Consider the following 23,409-nt stretch of genomic DNA (forward strand, 5'->3'; position numbering starts at 1 on the left):
AGGATGTTCCACATTTATTTGGCTTTTTTCTTTTCTTTATTTGGCATTTCTCCGTAATAAGCTTTCAGATAGATATCTTTCAGCTCGGATACAAGCGGATATCTCGGGTTGGCACCGGTACACTGGTCATTGAAAGCCTGCTCGGACATCTCATCCAGAGTTTCCAGGAAATGCTTCTCATCTACGCCGTAATCACGGATCGTCGGCAGGATCTCGATAGTTCTCATAAGCTCATCCAGTTTAGCAAGAAGCTTTTCGAATACTTCTGCATCGTTCTTGCCTGTAAGACCTACAGAACGTCCGATCTCAGCGTAGCGTGCAAGTGTCTTCGGATACTGATACTGTGGGAAAGTACCCATCTTAGTCGGAACCTCAGCACTGTTGTAACGCATAACATCCAGAAGAACAACTGCGTTTGCGATACCGTGTGGCAGGTGGTGGAAAGCACCGAGCTTGTGAGCGAGAGAGTGGTTAACGCCGAGGAATGCATTGGCGAATGCAAGACCTGCCATGCAGGAAGCGTTAGCCATATGATCTCTGGCCTCTACGTCATTGCCATCTTTATATGCACGCGGCAGATACTCAAATACAAGCTTGATCGCTTTCAGTGCAAGACCATCGGTGTAATCGGAAGCCATCATGGAAACATAAGCCTCAATGGCATGTGTCATAACATCGATACCGGAAGCACGGGTAAGTCCCTTCGGTGCGCTCATCATGTTATTGGTATCTACGATCGCCATATCCGGGAGAAGCTCGTAATCAGCCAGTGGCCATTTAACGCCGGTATCCTGATCTGTGATGATGGCGAAAGGAGTAACCTCGGAGCCTGTACCGGAAGAGGTTGGAATCGCTACGAAGTAAGCTTTTTTACCCATCTTCGGGAAGGTATAAACTCTCTTACGGATATCCATGAAGTCCATGGACATATCGGAGAAGTCAGCGTCCGGATTCTCATAAAGCATCCACATAACCTTGCCGGCATCCATTGCGGAACCGCCGCCAAGAGCGATGATGCAGTCTGGCTCAAAGGCGGTCATAGCCTTGGCACCGGCTTTGGCGGAAGCGAGAGACGGGTCAGGAGCTACATCAGAGAAGCATGTATGAACGATGCCCATCTGATCCAGTTTATCTTCAATCGGTTTGGTGTAGCCATTCTTGTAGAGGAAGGAGTCTGTTACGATGAAGCAGCGTTTCTTGCCCATAACAGTACCGAGCTCATCAAGAGCAACCGGCATACAGCCCTTCTTAAAGTAAACCTTTTCCGGTGTTCTCATCCAGAGCATATTCTCTCTCCTTTCAGCAACAGTCTTGGTATTGAGAAGGTGTTTGACACCAACGTTCTCGGATACGGAGTTACCGCCCCAGGAACCGCAGCCAAGAGTAAGGGATGGAGCAAGCTTGAAGTTATAAAGGTCACCGATACCACCCTGGGAAGAAGGTGTATTGATAAGGATACGGCAGGTTTTCATAGCTGCTTCGAATTTATCCATCTTCTCTGTTTCATTTACGTTGATGTAGAGGGAAGAGGTATGACCATAGCCGCCGTCTGCAACGAGCTGCGCAGCCTTTGCAACAGCATCGTCAAAATTCTTGGCCTTGTACATGGCAAGTACAGGGGAAAGCTTCTCGTGTGCGAATTCTTCGCTGATATCAACGGACTCAACCTCACCGATCAGGATCTTGGTCTCAGCCGGTACAGTAACGCCTGCCATTTCAGCGATAGTAGCAGCCTTCTGTCCTACGATCTTGGCATTCAGTGCACCGTTGATAAGGATGGTCTTTCTGACCTTTTCGATCTCGTCTTTTTTAAGGAAGTAGCATCCTCTGTAAAGGAACTCTTCCTTCACTTCTTTATAAATGCTCTCCAGAACAGTTACGGACTGCTCGGAAGCACAGATCATACCATTGTCAAAGGTCTTGGAGTGGATGATGGAGTTAACTGCAAGACGGATATCTGCGCTGTCATCAATAATGGCAGGTGTATTTCCGGGTCCTACACCAACAGCCGGTTTACCAGAGGAGTAAGCTGCTTTGACCATTCCGGGACCACCGGTGGCAAGGATGATATCTGCGTTCTGCATTACCATGTTGGTAAGGTCAAGGCTTGGGATATCAATCCATCCGATGATTCCTTCCGGCGCACCTGCGGCAACAGCTGCTTCCAGAACAACTTTTGCAGCTTCAATAGTGGATTTCTTAGCACGCGGATGCGGGCTGATGATGATCGCATTACGGGTTTTCAGGGAAATAAGAGATTTATAGATTGCTGTGGAGGTCGGGTTGGTTGTAGGGATAACTGCAGCGATCAGTCCTACAGGTTCCAGGATCTTCTTGAGTCCGTATGCCTTGTCTTCTTCTACAACACCACATGTCTGAGTGTTCTTATATGCATTGTAAACATACTCTGCTGCGTAATGGTTCTTGATAACCTTGTCTTCCATGATACCCATGCCTGTTTCCTCAACAGCCATTTTGGCAAGTGGGATACGCATCTTGTCAGCAGCAGTAGCAGCTGCCTTAAAGATCTTGTCGACCTGCTCCTGTGTGTAGGTAGCAAAGATCTTCTGTGCCTCTTTCATTGCAGCCATTTTCGCGGTCAGGGCTTCTGGAGTGTCGATGATGGTAGGGATAGTTTCTTTCTTTGCCATGTGGAATCCTCCTGTTTTCATATGATAATGGTCTGTGGTCCTGCGGGCTTATCCTTTTTTCGCCGGCAGATGCTGCAGAGTTTTTGTAAGTCCCCGTGCTGCGTTTCGTTGTTGATTCAATCTGATTGAATTTTTAGTTTCGATACTGATATAGTATCAAAATTCTGAAAAAAACGCAAATTCTGAATTTTGTCGCTATGTGCAAAATGACGAACAGAAAATTCGGGGAAAATACTGTAAATTTTACTTTGCAGAACGCTGAATTATTGGAAAAATCTTAAAAAAAATTTTTGAAATTCAGCACTGTGCACAAAAAACATGTTAAAAAATTGTCAGCACTGACAAAAAACATGCACACATATGAAGGGCGGCAAAAGATAAAACGCAACACGTAGTTAAAACATTAACGTTAAACTTTTGTCAAACGATCATGCGCACATTATAATTTAACTGATTTCAGACGTCAATAGAGAATTTGATAAATAATTCACAAAAATACGGAATGATTTTGATAAAAAATTCACAAAAATATTGTGGCAAAGTAAAGCGTGATAACATAAGAAACCAAAAAACTTGAAATTATTTAAATTTCCAGAATAATTAGGCGGAAATTATCGGGATTTTTTTCAGAAATGCAGAAAAAAAACTGCCATACAGGAAATGCTTCCCATATGGCAGTTTATATAAATATAGGTCAGGCGGATAAAAGCATCCGCATTCACTATGCGGCTTTGCGCCGAATTACTGTAAAAGGTTTCTGCTCAACAGTAAATGATAGCCAGGTTCGATCAGCTCTTGCGGAATGCGGCACGTTTTCTGTCTCTGGAGTCCAGAATACGTTTACGGATACGAAGGCTTGTCGGTGTTACCTCAAGAAGCTCATCCTGGTCGATGAACTCAATGGCCTGCTCAAGACTTAAGATCTTTGGCGGAACAAGCTTCAGTGCATCGTCAGCGGAAGAGGAACGGGTGTTGGTAAGGTGCTTGGTCTTGCAGACATTCAGTTCGATATCCTCGGCCTTTCCGTTCTGTCCGATGACCATACCGCTGTAAACCTTCTCGCCAGGTCCGACGAAGAGAGTACCACGCTCCTGAGCGGAGAAAAGACCGTAAGTTACAGTCTCGCCTGCCTCGAAAGCGATGAGGGAACCCTGTTTACGGTACGGGAAGTCTCCCTTGTATGGTGCGTATCCGTCAAACATGGTGTTCAGGATACCGGTACCCTTGGTGGAGGTAAGGAATTCGTTACGGAATCCGATCAGTCCACGGGAGGGGATGGAGAACTCAAGACGTACAGTTCCGTCGCTTGCTGTGCTCATACCCTGAAGCTCACCTTTACGCTCGCTGAGTTTCTGGATGATAGTACCGGAAAATTCTTCCGGAACGTCAACGTATGCGATTTCGATCGGCTCCAGTTTACGTCCACGCTCGTCTGTGTGATAGAGAACCTCCGGTTTGCTGACTGCAAACTCGTATCCCTCACGGCGCATGTTCTCAATAAGAACGGAGAGGTGAAGCTCACCACGGCCGGAAACCTTGAAGCACTCGGTTGTATCGGTGTCTTCTACACGAAGGCTGACGTCTGTGTTCAGCTCACGGTAGAGACGGTCACGAAGGTGACGGGAAGTGATGTATTTACCTTCCTGTCCTGCAAGAGGACTGTCGTTTACAAGGAAGTTCATGGAGATTGTTGGCTCGGAAATCTTCTGGAACGGAATGGACTCCGGGTTGTCTCCTGCACAGAGGGTATCTCCAATGTGGATATCCGCGATACCGGAGATTGCAACAATAGCTCCGATGGTAGCGCTCTTAACTTCAACTTTGTTCAGTCCGTCAAATTCGTAGAGTTTGCTGATCTTTACACGCTCGTGTTTGTCAGGGTCATGATGGTTCAGAAGCATCAGCTCCTGGTTCACGGAAATGGTTCCGCGCTCAACCTTACCGACACCGATACGGCCTACATACTCATTGTAGTCGATGGTGCTGATAAGAACCTGTGTATCTCCGTCCGGATCTCCCTCCGGAGCAGGAATCGCATCAAGGATAGTCTCAAAAAGAGGAGCCATATTCTCAGGCTTATCATCGAGGTTACGAACTGCGTAGCCGGCCTTTGCGGAGGCATACAGGAACGGGCAGTCCAGCTGTTCGTCAGATGCGTCCAGATCCATGAGAAGCTCCAGAACCTCGTCGACAACCTCCTCCGGACGTGCTTCCGGACGGTCGATCTTATTGATGCAGACAATAACATGCAGGTTCAGTTCGAGAGCTTTACGAAGTACAAATTTAGTCTGAGGCATGGCACCCTCGAAGGCGTCCACAAGAAGAATAACGCCGTCTACCATCTTCAGCACACGCTCTACCTCGCCGCCGAAGTCCGCATGACCTGGAGTATCGATGATATTGATTTTTACATCCTTATAATGAACTGCGGTGTTTTTGGAGAGAATCGTAATGCCGCGCTCACGCTCAATATCGTTGGAATCCATGACACGTTCCTGGACTTCCTGGTTCTCACGGAAAACACCGCTCTGTTTCAAAAGCTCGTCAACAAGTGTTGTTTTACCGTGATCGACATGGGCGATAATGGCCACGTTACGAACATCTTCACGCTTGGTCTTCATATAATCCAAATCCTTTCTTTCCATATATAAGTAATCTTTTTTGTTAAAAATGATGTCCAAATTTATAGTCTATCACATTTTTGTGAGATTACAAGACATAAAAAAATATTTTTGGTTTTTCATTTTTCAGGCATATTATACCGCAAATACACATAGATTGATATAGACGAAATACACGAAGAGGAAGGAGAGCTACTTATTATGGCAGATAAAATTATTGAAAACAATCAGGTATCCGTTATGGGACGGATCGCTACGGGGTTTACTTTCAGCCATCAGGTCTTTGGAGAAGGATTTTACATGATGGATATCCTGGTAAAACGTCTCAGCGATTCGGAGGACAGGATCCCGGTGATGGTGTCTGAGCGGCTGATCGATATCACACAGGATTATGTGGGAGAATATATCGAGATCCACGGACAGTTCCGATCCTATAACCGTCATGAAGAAAAGAGAAACCGGCTTGTGCTTTCAGTCTTTGCCCGGGAAGTGAAGTTTGTGGGGGAGGAAGAAGAAACTGTGCCGGTCAATCAGATCTTTTTGGACGGATATATCTGTAAACCGCCTGTATACAGAAAAACACCGTTGGGAAGAGAGATCGCAGATCTTCTGATGGCAGTTAATCGACCTTACGGAAAATCCGATTACATACCATGTATATGCTGGGGAAGAAATGCCAGATATGCTTCTGCTTTTGAAGTAGGCGGGCATGTACTGATCTGGGGCAGGATCCAGAGCAGGGAGTACATGAAACGGATTAGTGAAAACGAAACAGAAAAAAGGATTGCCTATGAAGTTTCGGTGAGTAAATTGGAATATGTTGAGTAACATTGGATATATTTTGGAATAGTGGTGAGAACATTAAGGTAACACTTGCATTTCCAGCCAATCTGCGGTAATATTAAAAAAATCAGAAAAATGGGGAATTACCGGTTTCACTAACAGTAAGAGGAAAAATCATGGAAAGAGAAATAACAGAGGTTTATTGCGGGAACGGGAAAGGAAAGACAACTCTGGCTGTAGGCCGGGGGCTGCGCTTTGCTACACAGGGAAAAAGTGTGATCATCATACAGTTCCTCAAGGGCAGGGAACGCAGAGAACTGGATTTCCTTGAGGAACTGGATAATTTTGATTTCAAGATTTTCCGTTTCGAAAAAATGGACACCTGCTATAATGACCTAAGTGAGCAGGAAAAGGCAGAAGAGAGAACCAATATTCTCAATGGCCTTAATTTCGCACGGAAGGTAATTGCTACCAGAGAGTGTGATTTTCTGCTGCTGGATGAGATCCTCGGGCTTATGGATAAAGGAATCGCTCCAGTTGAGACGATCATCGATATGCTTAAGCAGAAGGATGAAAGTATGCATATAATTATGACCGGACGCTGGCTTCCGGATGCTTTGAAGCCCTATGTGGATAGTATTACCACGATAACAACAGAGCTGACTGACCAGGAACGGGAATAAGCAATATTTCACAGAAGAAAGAAGGAGGAAGACAAATGGCAATTTTTAAAGGAACAGGCGTTGCAATCGTAACACCTATGCATGAAGACGGTAAGGTGAATTTTGAGAAACTTGAGGAAATCCTTGAGGATCAGATCGCGAACAGCACAGACGCCATCGTTATCTGTGGAACAACAGGAGAATCTTCTACTCTGACACACGGAGAGCATCTTCAGACAATTAAGTTCACAATTGATAAAGTTAACAAACGTGTGCCTGTTATCGCAGGAACAGGTTCCAATTGTACAGAGACAGCGATCATGATGTCCAAGGAAGCAGCTTCCTATGGCGCAGACGCTCTTCTTATTGTAACACCTTACTATAACAAGGCTACACAGAAGGGTCTTATCGCTCATTACACAGCAATTGCCAATGCAGTTCCGGAAACTCCGCTCATCATGTACAACGTACCGAGCCGTACAGGCTGCAACATCCAGCCGGCTACAGCAGCTTACCTTGCAAAGAATGTAAAGAACATTGTCGGAATCAAGGAAGCAACAGGAGATCTTTCCCAGATCGCCAAGATGATGTCTCTGGCAGACGGACAGCTTGAGCTTTACTCCGGAAATGATGATCAAGTACTTCCGATTCTTTCTCTTGGCGGACTTGGAGTTATTTCCGTACTTTCCAACGTTGCACCGAAGTTTACACATGACATGGTCATGAAATATTTCGACGGCGACACCAAGGGAGCAACAGAGGATCAGCTGAAAGCTCTTCCGCTGATCAATGCGCTGTTCAGCGAGGTAAATCCGATTCCTGTTAAGACAGCTATGAACCTTATGGGAATGAACGTAGGGCCGCTTCGTATGCCGCTCTGCGAGATGGAAGAGGACACAAAGGCAGCTCTTGCAAAAGAGATCGAGAAATTCGGCCTTAAGCTTGCTAAGTGATCTGACTGTAAGCGAAAGGTAAAGGAGAATATACTATGGTAAAAATCATCATGCACGGCTGCAACGGACATATGGGCCAGGTCATCAGCGGCATTGTGGAGAAAGATCCGGATGCTGAGATCGTAGCAGGTATTGATATTGCAGATCAGGGAAAAAACAGCTATCCGGTATTTACCGATATTGACGCATGTCAGGTAGAGGCAGATGCAATCATTGATTTTTCTTCCGCAAAGGCAACAGACAAGCTTCTTGAGTACAGCGCGGCACGCCAGATCCCGGTTGTTCTGTGCAGTACCGGCTTAAGCCAGGAGCAGCTTGCAAAAGTGGAAGAAACATCCCGAAAGGTAGCAGTGCTGAAATCCGCAAACATGTCTCTTGGCATCAACACACTTCTGAAGCTGGTTCAGGACGCAGCTAAGGTTCTTGCAGCTGCAGGCTTTGATATGGAGATCGTAGAGAAGCATCACCGCCTGAAATTAGACGCACCAAGTGGTACTGCACTTGCGCTGGCAGACAGCATTAATGAAGCTATGGATAATCAGTATCATTATGTATATGACCGCAGCCAGAAACGTGAAAAACGCGATGATAAGGAGATCGGTATCTCCGCAGTTCGCGGCGGAACTATCGTAGGTGAGCATGAGATAATTTTTGCAGGTCAGGACGAAGTGATCGAGTTCAAGCATACTGCATATTCCAAGGCTATTTTTGGAAAAGGTGCTGTAGAAGCAGCCAAATTCCTTGCAGGCAAACCGGCAGGACGTTATGATATGAGTGACGTGATCGGCTGATCCTGACAGATTGAGCCGCAACAGAATAAAATTACAGGTAATACAGACGGGGTTCGTGTAAGATCGGACCCCGTCTTTTTTTGATGAAATTGCGGTTTTTGAAATTTTTCCCAGAATAGGATAGCGGAAAAAGTGCCATATTAGGAATACAGAATTTTTTAGAAAAAGGAGAAGATCATATGAAAAAATGGAAGGCGATTCTTTTTGGTACTTTGCTTACCCTGTCTCTGTGTACATTTACAGCCTGCGGCACAGAGGTAAACAATGCGGATGAAACAGTGGATGAAAAAGATAAAAACACGAAGGATAAGGAAAAAGATACAAACGAAAATACTGCCGTAGAAGATGAAACTATGGAAGAAAAAGCAGACAATGACGGTGTGAAGGACAATGGAGAGAGCATTAAGGATTCCGGCACGGATAACAATGAGATGTCCGATGGAAATATTACCGTGACGCCTGCAGGAAATGGAAATAACGGGACAGCAGCACCCGGAGCTGCGGATGCTGACAGAAACGAAAATGACGGAACTGTATCCGGTGAGCTGGGTGACAGTGTAAAGGACCTTGGCGACGGTGTAGGTAATGCAGTGGATGATATCGGAAACGCAGTGGGAAATGCGGTAGAAGGAAGATAACAGATATTTTACCACAGCATTGCATAAAACTGTTTCAGATGCTATTATCAGTGCATGGAAAGAAAATGGAGGACAGGATTATGAAATTCAGACCATGCATTGATATACATAACGGAAAAGTAAAACAGATCGTAGGAGGAAGCCTGAAGGATCAGGGGGATCAGGCGGCAGAAAATTTTGTGTCAGAGCAGGATGCGGCATTCTATGCAGAGCTTTATAAGAAGGCAGGATTAAAGGGCGGTCATGTGATCCTTCTGAACGGAAAGGATTCCCCGAACTATGAAGCGACGAAAGCCCAGGCACTTCAGGCTCTGGGAAAATATCCCGGAGGGCTTCAGATCGGAGGCGGCATCTGCCCGGAGAATGCGGCAGAATATCTGGAGGCTGGCGCCAGCCACGTGATCGTAACCTCCTATGTGTTTAAAAACGGAGTGATCTCCTGGGAAAATCTGGAGAAGATCCGTGATGCTGCAGGGAAAGGACATCTTGTACTTGACCTGAGCTGCCGCAAAAAAGATGGCAAATATTATATTGTCACAGACCGATGGCAGAAATTTACAGAAGAGATCGTGACACCGGAGCTGATGGAAAGGCTTGGAAGCTTCTGCGACGAATTTCTGGTCCATGCAGTGGATGTGGAAGGAAAGGCCCGAGGTGTGGAAACAGAGCTTGCAAAGCTTCTGGGACAATATACAGCCCATCCGGTGACCTATGCAGGCGGTGTGGGTTCTATGGCAGATATTGAAGAGCTTCGAAAAGCAGGTCAGGGCAGACTGGATGTGACTGTTGGCAGTGCTTTGGATATTTTTGGCGGAAGTATACCCTTTGAAGCTCTGGCTAAAATGAAATAGTATATACAAATAGTGAAGCAGATGCTTTTGTCCCATCAATCTTCTGGCACTGGTGTGCAGATATACATTTGTAATGAATTAATTAGATGAAATACTCTAATAGTTGCGCATTCACGACAAAAAAAACATTTTGAGGGAATATATCGAATAAATTTGGAAAAAATTTATGAAATTTTTGAAAAGTGATGTTAAAATTCAATTTAATATGTTATAATAGCAACATAAAACAGCAAAGGGGATGGAAGTCATGAAATTTATTATTAGTGGAAAGAATATAGCAGTAACCGAAGGACTTAAAACAGCTGTTGAGGACAAGCTTGGTAAACTTGAAAGGTATTTCACTCCTGAAACTGAGATTTCAGTAACCTTAAGCGTTGAGAAGGATCGCCAGAAGATCGAGGTAACGATCCCTGTGAAAGGTAACATTATCCGTTCCGAGCAGGTAAGCAATGATATGTATGTATCCATCGATCTGGTTGAAGAGGTAATTGAGCGTCAGCTTCGTAAATACAAGAACAAGATCGTTGACAAGCAGCAGGAATCCACAAACTTCCAGAAGGCATACCTTGATAAGGATTATGAAGAGGATGAGGAAGTTAAGATCATTCGTACCAAGAAATTCGGGATCAAACCAATGTATCCGGAAGATGCATGCGTACAGATGGAGCTTCTCGGACATAATTTCTTTGTATTCTTTAATGCTGAGACAGAGCAGGTTAACGTAGTTTATAAACGTAAAGGAAATACTTACGGACTGATCGAACCAGAGTTCTGATAGGGGATTTTATTATCACAACTGAATATTGAATGGAAGGCTCCGGGAATCTGTGTGAGAAATCGGCAGGTTTCCGGAGCCTTTTATGTCACAGCAAAATCAGGCTTCTTTTCTGTTGCAAGCAATAGGGGAGAATTATATAATGAAGACATATGCGAAAGGAGGAAGGAAAAATGAAAAAGAAGCTTCCTGTGGTGATCTTAAGTGTAGCTCTTGGTATGACCATGATACCGGCTACCTGTATGGCAGCGGAATTTAACAGTGGTGACACCATAAAAGAACAGACTGTGGAGGACCTGGAACTGAGTTCCGGAGAAAACAATACAAAGGATTCACAAAAGTCAGAAATACAATGGACAGGATTTAAATGGGACAGCTATTCCCAGGCAGAGATAACGCTTACGTCAGCCGTTAACGGCGTCTGCTATTATAAATGGGCAGAGCGGGGGGAAGACGGAAATCCCCAGGTGCCTCAGATCGAGACCGGAAATACCGTGAATGATGAGGTTTTGATCAGTGAGGATGAAGAGTTCGGGATCACACTTGCAGACCTGGATACAGACCAGGCAGTTGATCTGTATATCCAGATTGAGGATGAGAATGGGAAATTAAGTGATCTGAAGCGGATGGAGCTGGATCAGGACAGCCGCCCGGCGAAAAAAACAGATTCTGAGAAAAAACATAAAGCATCCAAACCAAAGGCAGAGGACAGTACGGTAGAGGGGCTGGATTCTCCTCTGGAATTCTACCCGGATACATTTTATGATTTTAAGGTTATCGGTGCCGGTACCGATAATGAGGATCCGGAAAACGGAGACATTAAGTGGGTGCCTGTTTACTGGAGCACATCTGCGAATCCGAATTCCAACCGGATCCGAAGCACCTGGAAGATCGGTTCCAAGGAAGGAATCGACCAGGAGGGAACTTTTAATCTGTATGTTTTCTTCCGCAAATATACCTGCAAGGATTCCAAATGGCAGTCTACGGATAAGATACAGTCTGTACAGTACAAGTTTCAGTCAGCCCCACTTTCTGAAAAATAATACTGTGTGGAGTGCGAATATCTCCTTGACATAACAAATATGTAACTCACGGAGAAAAGGAGGAAGGTAAATGAAGAAAAAAGTTCTGGCACTTTTTTTAAGTGCTGCACTTTGTGTGACGGTGCTTCCGGCAACCGGTATGGCTGCAGAGTTTGGCAGCGGTGATGCAGAAATCACAGAAAATGCTGCGGACAGCCAGGAAGTGTTTTCCGCAGAGGAAACTACAGAGTCTATGGGAGAGACTGAGCAGCCTGCAGAAGACAGTGAGGATATTTCTGAGGAAATGGTGGATAACTCTTCCGATGCAACCATGGAAGATGTGGAAAACGCAGAAAATGCGGAGAACAGCGAGGATGCTTTCGGCGGAGCTGAGGAAGGAGTTTCAGAAGAGATCTCCAGTGAGGATGATCCGGAAGTATTATTGACAGAACTGATACCTGAAGAAGCAGGAGACAGTATGGAAGAAGAAAACGCAGAAGCTATGTCATCGTCAGATCCGGAGCTGACAGTGACACCGACAGCGGGTCCGGAACCGACAGTGACACCGATAACGGATCCGGAACCGACAGTGACACCGACAGCGGATCCTGAACTGACAGTGACACCAACACCGGTGCCAAAAATAAACGTAAAATGGACCGGAGAAAAATGGGTAAGCCGCAATTCTGTAAATGTGACACTTAAAGTTGATGCAAACGGAGCCTGCTACTATAAAGCTGTAGCGAGAAAAAAGGACGGAACTTCTGATGTTCCGAGGGTCGATACGGGAAACTCTCGTGTGGCGGTTACTGCAAACAGAAGCTTTGTGATATATCTTAAGAATCTGGATACAGAGAAAGAATTTGATCTGTATCTTAAGGTATTGGGTTCAGACGGAAGAACCAGCAACCTGAAAAAATTAAAGTTGAATTACAGGGGAACCCGCCCGAAATATGATGTGACGCCGACACCGACCTATATACCTTCTATACCAGATGTCAAAGATAGTTTTGTAAGAGGGTTGGATTTTCCGCTGAAATTTACTCCGAATAAATATTATAATTTTACTGTGACCGGTGCGGGAACTACGAATACAAATCCCGGGCCCGGAGATGTGAAGTGGGTGCCGGTTTACTGGAGTACTTCACCAAATCCAACCGATAACAGGAAGAATACTACATGGCGGATCGGATCTGCCAAAGGAATAAACAAAGCCGCAACTTATAACATGTATATCTTTTTCCAGAAGTATGTTTATCAGAAATCTGAATGGAAAAAGACTGATGAAGTACAGTCAGCCGTATACCAGTTCCGTTCCGCGGCCCTTACAACGGTAAAGCTTACCACGCCCGGATTATCCGGCACTTCCAACAGCCCTGCCGGCATCGTCTTCAAATGGAAAAAAGCTGCAAATGCTTCCGGCTATAAGATTTATCGAAGGACCGGAAACAGCAGCAAGTGGGTCAATATCGCTACCGTAAGCGGAAGCAATACGCTGGTCTATACAGACGGATCAGTAAAATCAGGAACCATGTATACCTATATAGTCCGCGCATACAAGGGTTCTGCTTTAAGTGCTTATAACAAAAACGGCAGCCGGATCGTCCGTCTGACAGCTCCGGTGCAGTACAAACCGTCCAGCAAGGCTTCCGGGAAGCTGACTGTCCGCTGGAAAAAAGCAGCTGGTGCTTCCGGCTATCAGATCCAGTATGCGGCATCAAGGTCCATGAGAGGGTCCAGGACAGTGTCCGCCAGTGCACTGACCCGAACACTTTCCGGTTTGAAAAAGGGAAGCACTTATTATGTTCGTATCCGTGCATACAAAAAAGTGAGCGGAAAGACATATTACGGTGCCTGGAGCAGTGTGAAAAATGTAAAAGTAAGAAAATAAGATCTGTAATATCCCGCGGGATCCTCGAAAACAGGATCCTATGCGGGATATTTTCTGTTGTTCCTGACATGATTTGTTAAATAATTGTTCATTGTTTTTATAACAGGAAAGTGGTAGAATATATACCATATGTGATCCAGTATAACGGATATCAACAGAGAACTGGAATGATCCAAAATTGGACAGATCAGAGACAGCAGTCTTATTCGAATAAAATGATTGGAGCAGAAACATGAATGTTTTTTCAAAAGTATTTGGAACCCGCAGCCAGCGTGAGGTAAAACGTATCATGCCGCTGGTTGAAAAAACCGAAAGCTATCAGTCTCAGATGCAGCAGCTTACGGATGAGCAGTTACGAGACAAAACAAGAGAATATAAGAAACGTCTTGCAGAAGGTGCAACACTGGATGATCTTCTTCCTGAGGCATTTGCCACCGTACGTGAGGCTGCCAAGCGTGTGCTTGGAATGGAGCATTACCGTGTACAGATCATCGGTGGTATCATCCTTCACCAGGGCCGTATCGCCGAGATGAAAACAGGTGAAGGTAAAACTCTTGTTTCCACACTTCCTGCATACCTGAATGCCCTTGAGGGAAAAGGTGTCCACATCGTAACTGTCAACGACTACCTGGCTAAACGAGATGCCGAGTGGATGGGTAAAGTCCATGAGTTCCTTGGCCTGACTGTAGGCGTGGTACTTAACGACATGAAGCCGGAAGAACGCCGTGCGGCATATGGATGTGACATCACATACGTTACCAACAACGAACTTGGATTCGATTACCTTCGTGATAACATGGTTATCTATAAAGAACAGCTTGTTCAGAGAGATCTTCACTACTGTATCATCGATGAGATCGACTCCGTCCTGATCGATGAGGCACGTACACCTCTGATCATTTCCGGACAGAGCGGCAAATCCACCAAGCTTTATGAAGTATGTGATATCCTTGCACAGCAGCTGGAGCGTGGTGAGGCCAGCCATGAGATGACCAAGATGGCAGCCATCATGGGTGAGGAAGTTATCGAGACCGGTGACTTCGTTGTAAATGAGAAAGACAAGATCGTCAACCTTACCGAACAGGGTATCAAGAAGGTTGAGAAATTCTTTAATATTGAGAACCTGGCAGATCCGGAGAATCTGGAGATCCAGCATAACATTATCCTTGCCCTTCGTGCACATAACCTGATGCATAAGGATCAGGATTATGTTGTAAAAGATGACGAGATCCTGATCGTTGATGAGTTTACCGGACGTATCATGCCGGGCCGTCGTTATTCGGATGGTCTTCATCAGGCAATCGAGGCGAAAGAGCATGTTAAGGTTAAGAGAGAGAGTAAGACTCTTGCAACCATCACTTTCCAGAACTTCTTCAATAAATATGATAAAAAAGGCGGTATGACCGGTACAGCCCTTACTGAGGAGAAAGAGTTCCGTGATATCTACGGCATGGACGTTGTAGAGATTCCGACCAACCGTGTGGTACAGCGTAAAGATCTTGATGATGCCGTTTACATGACAAAGAAAGAGAAATTCAATGCAGTTGTAGAGGCTGTTAAGGAAGCACATGCAAAACATCAGCCGGTACTGGTTGGTACGATCACTATCGAGACTTCCGAACTTCTCAGCAGAATGCTGAAGAGAGAGGGAATCCCGCATAACGTATTGAATGCCAAGTTCCATGAACTTGAGGCTGAGATCGTAGCTCAGGCAGGACAGGCAGATGCCGTTACCATCGCAACCAACATGGCAGGCCGTGGTACCGATATCAAGCTTGACGATGTGGCAAGAGAGGCCGGCGGTCTGAAGATCATCGGTACCGAGCGCCATGAGTCAAGACGTATTGATAATCAGCTCCGTGGACGTTCCGGACGACAGGGAGATCCGGGTGAATCCCGTTTCTACATTTCCCTTGAGGATGACCTGATGCGTCTGTTCGGTTCCGAGAGACTGATGAAAGTGTTCACATCTCTTGGTGTTGAGGAGAATGAGCAGATTGAGCATAAGATGCTTTCCAATGCCATCGAGAAAGCGCAGGAGAAGATCGAGTTCAACAACTTCGGAATCCGTAAAAATCTTCTCGACTATGACCAGGTTAACAATGAGCAGAGAGAGATCATCTACGAGGAGCGTCGTCAGGTACTTGACGGTGAGAATATGCGTGATGCCATCTACAAGATGATCACAGATATCGTAGACAGCATGACAGACATGTGCTTTTCCGATGACATGGATTCTTCTGAGTGGGATCTTAATGAGTTCAACACTGCGATCACTCCGATCATCCCGATTCACCCGCTGACCGCAGAGAAGGTAAAAGGCCATAAGAAAGATGAGATCAAGCATATTGTGAAGGAAGAGGCTGTGAAGCTTTATGAAGCGAAGGAGGCTGAGTTCCCGGAACCGGAACAGCTTCGTGAGCTTGAGCGAGTTGTCCTTCTGAAATGCATCGACAGCAAATGGATGGATCACATCGATGATATGGAAATGCTCCGTCAGGGTATCGGTCTGATGGCATACGGCCAGAGAGATCCGGTTGTTGAGTACAAGATGAACGCATTCGAGATGTTTAACAGCATGATCAGCTCCATTCAGGAAGACACTGTACGTATGCTGTATCATGTTCATGTGGAGCAGAAGATCGAGCGTGAGCAGGTTGCTAAGGTAACCGGCACAAACAAAGATGACAGCGCAGGCCCGAAGAAACCGGTTCAGCGAAAAGAAGATAAAGTATACCCGAATGATCCGTGCCCATGCGGAAGCGGCAAGAAATACAAACAGTGCTGCGGACGTAAGGCTGCCAAGATCTGAGAAGGAAGATAAAAATAGTCTCACCCGGATGATGTGGTGGGGCTATTTTTTCTGGGATTTCTGTTACATAGGAACAGAGTACAGCGAATATTAAATAATAGTCATATAGACTTGTCTGATTTTTTATATGCTGCGTTGTCGTCAATCGCCGTAGCCACCGCTACGCTTCATTCTCCCGCCCTGCATATGAGAAAGTCATCCTGCGTCAATAGAGCAGATACTTAATTTTCGCTGTAAGAGAAGGGACATGATAATATGGCAATTATAAAAACTGCAATTCTTCAGACACATGTATATACTGATAAATTTCGCAATATCACCCAGGCAGCAGAACTTCTTGCCAGCCCGGAGCTTCAGGGGATCGATCTGGCAGTCCTGCCCGAAATGTTCTGCTGCCCCTACGAAAATAAATACTTTCCGGAATATGCCGAAATTGAGGGCGGAGATACCTGGGAAAAATGCTCCAGGCTGGCAGCGGAATACGGAATTTATCTCGTAGCAGGAAGTATGCCGGAGAGAGATGAAGCCGGCAATATTTATAACACTTCCTATGTCTTTGACAGAAATGGTCATCAGATCGGTAAGCACCGGAAGATGCATCTTTTTGACATTGATGTAAAAGGCGGTCAGTATTTTAAAGAGTCCGATACCCTGACACCGGGAGACCAGGTGACGGTTTTTGATACAGAATTTGGTAAGATGGGCCTTTGCATCTGCTACGACTTCCGTTTTCCGGAGCTTGCCAGGCTGATGGTGGACGAAGGCGCCCAGGTAATCATCGTGCCGGCTGCTTTTAACATGACAACAGGGCCCCTTCACTGGGAGCTGATGTTCCGCCAGAGAGCCGTGGATAACCAGGTATACACCATCGGAGCTGCCCCCGCCAGAGACCTGAACGCCGGGTATCATTCCTGGGGTCACTCCATTGCCGCAGACCCCTGGGGAAAAGTCCTCATGGAAATGGAAGAAAAGCCGGACGTGGAGATAGTGGAACTGGATCTGGACGAGGTAAAAAAAGTCCGTGAGCAGCTGCCGCTTCTGAAGCACAGAAGAGGGGATATTTACGCCCTGACCACGTTTTCGTTGTAATTTCCATGCCCATATGGTATTGTATAAGACAGGCAGGAAATCCTGTATCAATATATAGAAAGAAGGTGAAGCTGTGGTTGAGTTAGATCAGTTCAAGAGTATTCTTGCAACATACACAGAGCCATTAGTGGAAGTGAGGGATTCACTTTGACCTCGCTAACAAAGAGCAGAAGGTCGAAGAATTAGAGCGCGAGATGGAGGCGCCTGATTTCTGGGATAATGCGGAAGCATCCCAGATGAAGATGAAACAGTTAAAGAGTCTCAAGGACGATATTGAGACATACCATAATCTGGAAACACAGATGGAAGATATGGAAACCATGATCGAGATGGGATATGAGGAGAATGATCCTGAGATCGTCCCTGAGATCCAGGAAATGCTGGACGAGTTCCAGGCAAGCTTTGACAGCATCCGTGTGAAGACACTCCTTTCCGGAGAGTACGACGGAGAGAACGCCATCATCAAGCTGAACGCAGGAGCCGGCGGAACAGAGGCCTGCGACTGGTGCGGAATGCTTTATCGTATGTACAGCAGATGGGCGGAGAAGAAAGGCTTTGCGCTGGAGGTCCTGGATTACCTTGACGGTGATGAGGCCGGTGTGAAATCCGTAACCTTCCAGGTGAACGGAGAGAACGCCTACGGTTATCTGAAATCCGAGAAGGGTGTTCATCGTCTTGTACGTATTTCTCCGTTTAATGCAGCAGGAAAGAGACAGACCTCTTTTGTATCCTGCGATGTTATGCCGGATATCAAGAAGGATCTGGATGTTGAGATCAATGATGACGATATCCGTATCGATACCTACCGAAGCAGTGGTGCCGGTGGACAGCATATCAACAAGACATCCTCTGCGATCCGTATCACCCATTTTCCAACAGGAATCGTGGTACAGTGCCAGAATGAACGTTCTCAGCACATGAACAAGGACAAGGCTATGCAGATGCTGAAGGCTAAACTGTATCTGCTGAAACAGCAGGAAGCCGAGGAGAAGCTTTCCGGCATTCGAGGCGAAGTGACAGATATCGGCTGGGGAAACCAGATCCGTTCCTATGTCCTGCAGCCATACACCATGGTAAAAGACCATAGAACCAATGAAGAAACCGGTAATGTTGACGCAGTTCTGGACGGTGGTATTGACATTTTTATCAATGCATATCTGAAATGGATCGCGCTGGCGAAAAAGAAAGAATAACATTACTGTCACGGAACCCCATAAAGACAGAGAAAAGGACTCCGCAGGCAAAAAAGCGCTTGTGGAGTTTCTTTTATTATGATAATATATCTCTTGTACAAAAACAGTTGTCTTTATGAAACGGACAAGAGGCTGCTGGCCGCAATGTGAACAGCAGTCAGAGAGGTTGCTATGCAGAAACAGGTTGAAAAGAAAAAATACTATGTAGTAAGAGAACGGGCAGTGCCGGAGGTACTTCTCAAGGTGGTTGAGGCCAAGAGATTGCTGGAATCCAAACGGGTGGCTACTGTTCAGGAAGCTGCTGAAAGGACCGGGATTAGCCGAAGTTCTTTTTACAAATATAAGGACGATATTTTTCCTTTCCACGAGGAGACCAAGGGAAAGACCATCACCTTTATCATTCAGATGGACGATGAGCCGGGGCTTTTATCAATGGTGCTGCAGACGATTGCCCGTTTTCACGGTAATATCCTGACCATACATCAGAGTATTCCCATTAACGGAGTCGCAACACTGACGCTGAGCGTTGACATCCTTCCGGGAGAAGGCGACGCAGAGGCTATGGTGGAGGATATTGAGCAGAGAGACGGTATACACTATTTGAAAATTTTAGGCAGGGAGTAAGCATATGATAAACATAGCAGTATTAGGCTACGGTACAGTAGGAAGCGGAGTTGTTGAAGTCATCAACACCAATCATGAGAGCATTAACAAGAGAGCTGGAGATGAGATTAACATCAAGTACGTTCTTGATTTAAGAGATTTTCCGGGAGATCCGGTTGAGAAAGTTCTGGTTCATGATTATGAAGTGATCGTAAACGATCCGGAGGTAGATATTGTTGTTGAGGTTATGGGCGGGATCGAGCCGGCTTATACCTTTGTAAAAAGAGCGCTTCAGGCAGGAAAGAGCGTAAGCACATCCAATAAGGCTCTGGTAGCCAAGCATGGTTCCGAGCTCATGGAGATCGCAAAAGAAAAAAATATCAATTTCCTTTTTGAGGCAAGCTGCGGCGGCGGTATCCCGATCATTCGCGCACTGAATTCTTCACTGACAGCAGATGAGATCGATGAGATCACAGGAATCCTTAACGGAACCACCAACTACATGCTTTACAAGATGAGCACAGAGAACTGTGATTTTGATACGGTTCTGAAGGAAGCTCAGGCAAAGGGCTATGCAGAGGCAGATCCGACTGCAGACGTAGGAGGTGCTGACGCATGCCGTAAGATCGCCATCCTTTCTTCACTTGCATACGGAAAATTCCTGAATTACGAGGATATTTATACAGAAGGAATCACAAAGATCACACCGGCAGATATGGAATATGCAAAAGAGCTTGGCATGACTATCAAGCTTCTTGCCACAAGCCGCAGGATCGGAGATTCTTTCTATGCAATGGTAGCGCCGTTCCTGGTAGGCCAGAGTAGCCCGCTTTACAGTGTAAATGATGTGTTTAATGCAGTATTTGTGCACGGAAATGTTCTTGGAGATGCCATGTTCTACGGAAGCGGAGCAGGTAAGCTTCCGACTGCAAGTGCAGTAGTTGCAGATGTTGTGGATGAAGCAAAGCATCTCCACAGAAATATCATGACAAACTGGAGCAGCTATGCCCTGAAGCTTATGGATATGGATGAAGTTGAGGGACGTTTCTTCGTACGTGTGTCTGATACTACTATGGATGAAGTGGAAAAAGCTTTTGGTGATGTACAGACCATCGAGCCGGATGACCTTCCGGACGAATTCGGATTTATCACACCGGTGATGAAGCAGGCTGAATATTATGAGAAGATCAGCAAGCTCACCGGAAAAGTACTGGCAATGATCCGTGTAAAGGATTGATGCCGAAGGGAAGAAAAGAACATGTTGATTGTAAAAAAATTTGGCGGTACTTCTGTGGCAAACAAAGAGCGTATCTTTAATGTTGCCAGAAGATGTATCGAAGATTACAAAAAAGGAAACGACGTGGTGGTCGTGCTTTCTGCAATGGGTAAGTATACCGATGAGCTGATCACCATGGCAAAGGATATCAATGACAAACCTCCGAAACGTGAGATGGATATGCTTTTTACCATCGGAGAGCAGATGTCAGTGGCACTGATGTCCATGGCTATGGACAGTCTGGGAGTACCGGCTGTTTCTCTGAACGCCTTTCAGGTAGCTATGCACACAACAAGTGCACATAGCAGCGCACGCCTGAAAAAGATCGATGCGGCACGTATCCGCAGAGAGCTGGATAACCGCAGGATCGTTGTGGTCACAGGCTTCCAGGGCATTGATAAATATAATGACTATACCACACTTGGACGTGGCGGTTCTGATACCACAGCCGTAGCTCTTGCGGCAGCGCTTCATGCAGATGCCTGTGAGATCTATACCGATGTGGACGGTGTTTATACCGCTGACCCGCGTAAGGTTCCGAATGCCCGCAAGCTCAAGGAGATCACTTACGATGAGATGCTGGATCTGGCAACTCTGGGTGCGGGAGTGCTTCATAACCGTTCTGTGGAGATGGCAAAGAAATACGGCGTGCCGCTGGTGGTACGTTCCAGTCTCAACAACAGCGAAGGAACTGTGGTAAAGGAGGAAGTAACAGTGGAGAGAATGCTGATCAGCGGTGTTGCTCTGGATACAGATGCAGTACGTATTGCTGTGATTGGACTTAAAGATTCACCAGGAGTGGCATTTAAGCTTTTTGATACCCTGGCTAAGAAAAATATCAATGTGGATATGATCCTTCAGTCTATCGGCCGTGCCGGAACCAAGGACATTTCCTTTACTGTTGATAAAAATGATCTGGACGATGCAATGGGTGTTCTGGAAGCTAACCAGGCACGCATCGCTTATTCTGAGCTTCATGCGGAGAAAAACATTGCCAAGCTTTCTATTGTAGGAGCAGGTATGATGAGCAATCCGGGTGTTGCTGCAAAAATGTTCGAGAGCCTTTACAATGAGGGTGTGAACATCAATATGATCGCAACATCTGAGATCCGTGTGACGGTGCTCATTAACGAGAAAGATGGTGTACGTGCCATGAATGCGGTACATGATGCGTTTAATCTTGCAGACTAAACAGATGTGAAATATGAGAATATGATATATCTGAAGTAAAAAATGACGGGGCGGAGGCTTGGATGAGTCTCCGCCTTCTATAACGAAGGGATACAGAATTATGAGAAAAAATCTGAAGGGCTGTAAGAAGCTGGCAGGGGAAACTCTGGCCGGTAATTTTACGGTCCCTGTGATCGGAAGTATTGCGGTTGCGGCGATGAGCGCAGTTTCAAGCTATATTTCCACAGCACTTTTTCCGGGAGATTCCCTGTATGCGATCATTGGAGGAGAGGTATTCAGCTTTGTCCTTTCTCTGGTGATCTGTATTTTTTCCGCAGGACTTTACCGGATCTATCTGAATATTTCCAGAAGGGAAACCTACTCTTTCGGAGACCTTCTGTACTTTTTCAGCCATCAGCCGGATCATGTGATCGTGGCATCCTTTGTGCTGGCATTGATCAATCTGGTGACATCACTTCCACTGGCGTGGTTTTCTTTTACAAGCAATATGGGAAATACAACGGAGGAGCAGATGAACTGGGCAGTAACTTACATGCTGCTCACACTTCTCGGGTTCGCGCTGAACCTGCTGGCAGCTATGCCGTTCACCATGAGCTATTACATCCTGTCCGATAATTCGGACATAAAAGGAGTGCAGGCACTGAAAGCCAGTGCAAAGCTTATGAAGGGACATTACTGGGAATATATGAAAATGCTCTTAAGTTTTGTTCCGTGGATCATTTTTTCCATATTTACATTGTATCTGGCACTGATCTGGCTGGTGCCTTATATAGAAACCTGTATGGCGGTTTTCTATCGGAATATTTCCGGAGAGTTTGATGAACCTCCGGTGGATACTTATCCTCCGGTAACTCCGATCCCGCAGTTCCACGATGAAACCGAAGCCTGATCGCCTTCCGGAGGATGTTTTCCCTTTCCGGGAGGATGCATGAAACGCAGGTGATGCCCTTTCCGGGGGGATGCTTGAAACGCAGGTGATGCCCTTTCCGGGGGGATGCTTGAAACGCAGGTGATGCCCTTTCCGGGGGGATGCTTGAAACACAGGTACTTTCCCTTTCAGGGGGACCATTTTGGCATGGGCAGGTATGAGGGGGAAAGCACTCAAAGTTGCGAAGCCCGCTTTTCCCCCTCGAGCTCCCCCTTTCCGGGCACGCAGCTATTGTAGGTTGTAGGAATATGTGAAGATATTGGAGGGGCGATGGATTCTACTACGTTGGCTGTGGAAGGTTGAGCCGATTTATGCTGACGTAAATATATTGGCGAAGCCTGTTCCTGAATAACAGCGATACACCACAATCCAGAGAACAAGCCCGCTACGCAGTCCACTTTCCCATTCAGCCAGAAGCAACAAATAGTGTAGAAGTAATAATCAGCGCCGAAGCAATAAACAGTGCCGAAGCAATAATCGGCTCAGCCTGCTACTGCCAGTGCAGCAGAATACATGGCCGAATCAATAATCGGCTCAGTCTGTCACTGCCGATACAGCAGAATACAGGACTGAGCCGATACACTTACACATTCCACAACGCATCACAGTGGCGTGGCCAGGAGGGGAAGAGCGCGAGAAGGGGAGACGGCCTTCGCAACTATGAGTGCTTCCAGATCGG

Annotated in this window: 18 protein-coding genes; 16 read left to right on the plus strand and 2 right to left on the minus strand. The window is 46.0% G+C overall.

The window, feature by feature from the left end; genetic code table 11:
• Window positions 1–14 precede the first annotated feature (14 nt).
• Window positions 15–2,651, minus strand: a complete 2,637-nt coding sequence (gene adhE / locus LKD46_RS15130; protein ID WP_044962213.1) for a bifunctional acetaldehyde-CoA/alcohol dehydrogenase — start codon at window positions 2,649–2,651, stop codon at window positions 15–17.
• Window positions 2,652–3,439: 788 nt separating this feature from the next.
• Entirely contained in the window at window positions 3,440–5,272 is a 1,833-nt protein-coding gene (gene typA / locus LKD46_RS15135; protein ID WP_059086972.1) for a translational GTPase TypA, read from the minus strand.
• A 201-nt stretch (window positions 5,273–5,473) separates the two neighbouring features.
• On the opposite strand from typA, the gene LKD46_RS15140 reads away from it, so the two are divergent.
• The 16 genes from LKD46_RS15140 to LKD46_RS15215 all read left to right on the plus strand — a co-directional run bounded on the left by LKD46_RS15140 (window position 5,474) and on the right by LKD46_RS15215 (window position 22,691).
• Window positions 5,474–6,100 (plus strand): single-stranded DNA-binding protein, encoded by a 627-nt coding sequence (locus LKD46_RS15140; RefSeq protein ID WP_015526248.1) that lies wholly within the window; start codon window positions 5,474–5,476, stop codon window positions 6,098–6,100.
• 131 nt (window positions 6,101–6,231) lie between these two features.
• Window positions 6,232–6,738 (plus strand): cob(I)yrinic acid a,c-diamide adenosyltransferase, encoded by a 507-nt coding sequence (locus LKD46_RS15145; RefSeq protein WP_015526247.1) that lies wholly within the window; start codon window positions 6,232–6,234, stop codon window positions 6,736–6,738.
• A gap of 35 nt (window positions 6,739–6,773) precedes the next feature.
• A complete protein-coding gene (gene dapA, locus LKD46_RS15150; RefSeq protein ID WP_015526246.1) occupies window positions 6,774–7,670 on the plus strand; it encodes a 4-hydroxy-tetrahydrodipicolinate synthase in 897 nt (298 codons plus the stop codon).
• Between the two features lie 35 nt (window positions 7,671–7,705).
• Complete coding sequence (gene dapB, locus LKD46_RS15155; protein WP_015526245.1) at window positions 7,706–8,461, plus strand: 4-hydroxy-tetrahydrodipicolinate reductase; 756 nt, start codon at window positions 7,706–7,708, stop codon at window positions 8,459–8,461.
• 179 nt (window positions 8,462–8,640) lie between these two features.
• Window positions 8,641–9,099, plus strand: a complete 459-nt coding sequence (locus LKD46_RS15160; RefSeq protein ID WP_118752832.1) for a hypothetical protein — start codon at window positions 8,641–8,643, stop codon at window positions 9,097–9,099.
• Window positions 9,100–9,179: 80 nt separating this feature from the next.
• Complete coding sequence (gene hisA, locus LKD46_RS15165) at window positions 9,180–9,950, plus strand: phosphoribosylformimino-5-aminoimidazole carboxamide ribotide isomerase (protein ID WP_118752831.1); 771 nt, start codon at window positions 9,180–9,182, stop codon at window positions 9,948–9,950.
• Between the two features lie 247 nt (window positions 9,951–10,197).
• A complete protein-coding gene (hpf, locus tag LKD46_RS15170; protein WP_015526242.1) occupies window positions 10,198–10,725 on the plus strand; it encodes a ribosome hibernation-promoting factor, HPF/YfiA family in 528 nt (175 codons plus the stop codon).
• A gap of 173 nt (window positions 10,726–10,898) precedes the next feature.
• Window positions 10,899–11,768 carry a hypothetical protein gene (locus LKD46_RS15175; protein ID WP_118752830.1) on the plus strand — a complete coding sequence of 290 codons (870 nt, stop codon included), beginning with the start codon at window positions 10,899–10,901 and terminating at the stop codon, window positions 11,766–11,768.
• Between the two features lie 70 nt (window positions 11,769–11,838).
• Window positions 11,839–13,638, plus strand: a complete 1,800-nt coding sequence (locus LKD46_RS15180; protein WP_227574320.1) for a fibronectin type III domain-containing protein — start codon at window positions 11,839–11,841, stop codon at window positions 13,636–13,638.
• Window positions 13,639–13,870: 232 nt separating this feature from the next.
• Window positions 13,871–16,450, plus strand: coding sequence for a preprotein translocase subunit SecA (secA, locus tag LKD46_RS15185; RefSeq protein WP_021652694.1), 2,580 nt, complete (start codon window positions 13,871–13,873; stop codon window positions 16,448–16,450).
• 255 nt (window positions 16,451–16,705) lie between these two features.
• Window positions 16,706–17,539 carry a carbon-nitrogen hydrolase family protein gene (locus LKD46_RS15190; protein WP_227574321.1) on the plus strand — a complete coding sequence of 278 codons (834 nt, stop codon included), beginning with the start codon at window positions 16,706–16,708 and terminating at the stop codon, window positions 17,537–17,539.
• A 73-nt stretch (window positions 17,540–17,612) separates the two neighbouring features.
• A protein-coding gene (gene prfB / locus LKD46_RS15195; RefSeq protein ID WP_110104007.1) for a peptide chain release factor 2 occupies window positions 17,613–18,732 on the plus strand; the annotation gives its coding sequence in 2 pieces (ribosomal slippage) (window positions 17,613–17,687 and window positions 17,689–18,732; 1,119 coding nt in all).
• Window positions 18,733–18,903: 171 nt separating this feature from the next.
• Window positions 18,904–19,356: an ACT domain-containing protein gene (locus LKD46_RS15200; protein WP_059086691.1), complete on the plus strand. Its 453-nt coding sequence runs from the start codon at window positions 18,904–18,906 to the stop codon at window positions 19,354–19,356.
• A 4-nt stretch (window positions 19,357–19,360) separates the two neighbouring features.
• Window positions 19,361–20,572: a homoserine dehydrogenase gene (locus LKD46_RS15205; protein WP_021652697.1), complete on the plus strand. Its 1,212-nt coding sequence runs from the start codon at window positions 19,361–19,363 to the stop codon at window positions 20,570–20,572.
• Window positions 20,573–20,593: 21 nt separating this feature from the next.
• Complete coding sequence (locus LKD46_RS15210; RefSeq protein WP_021652698.1) at window positions 20,594–21,802, plus strand: aspartate kinase; 1,209 nt, start codon at window positions 20,594–20,596, stop codon at window positions 21,800–21,802.
• A 100-nt stretch (window positions 21,803–21,902) separates the two neighbouring features.
• Entirely contained in the window at window positions 21,903–22,691 is a 789-nt protein-coding gene (locus LKD46_RS15215; protein ID WP_110104006.1) for a DUF975 family protein, read from the plus strand.
• The last annotated feature ends 718 nt before the right edge of the window (window positions 22,692–23,409 follow it).

Source organism: Blautia fusiformis (assembly GCF_020686995.1).
GTDB lineage: Bacteria > Bacillota > Clostridia > Lachnospirales > Lachnospiraceae > Blautia_A > Blautia_A fusiformis.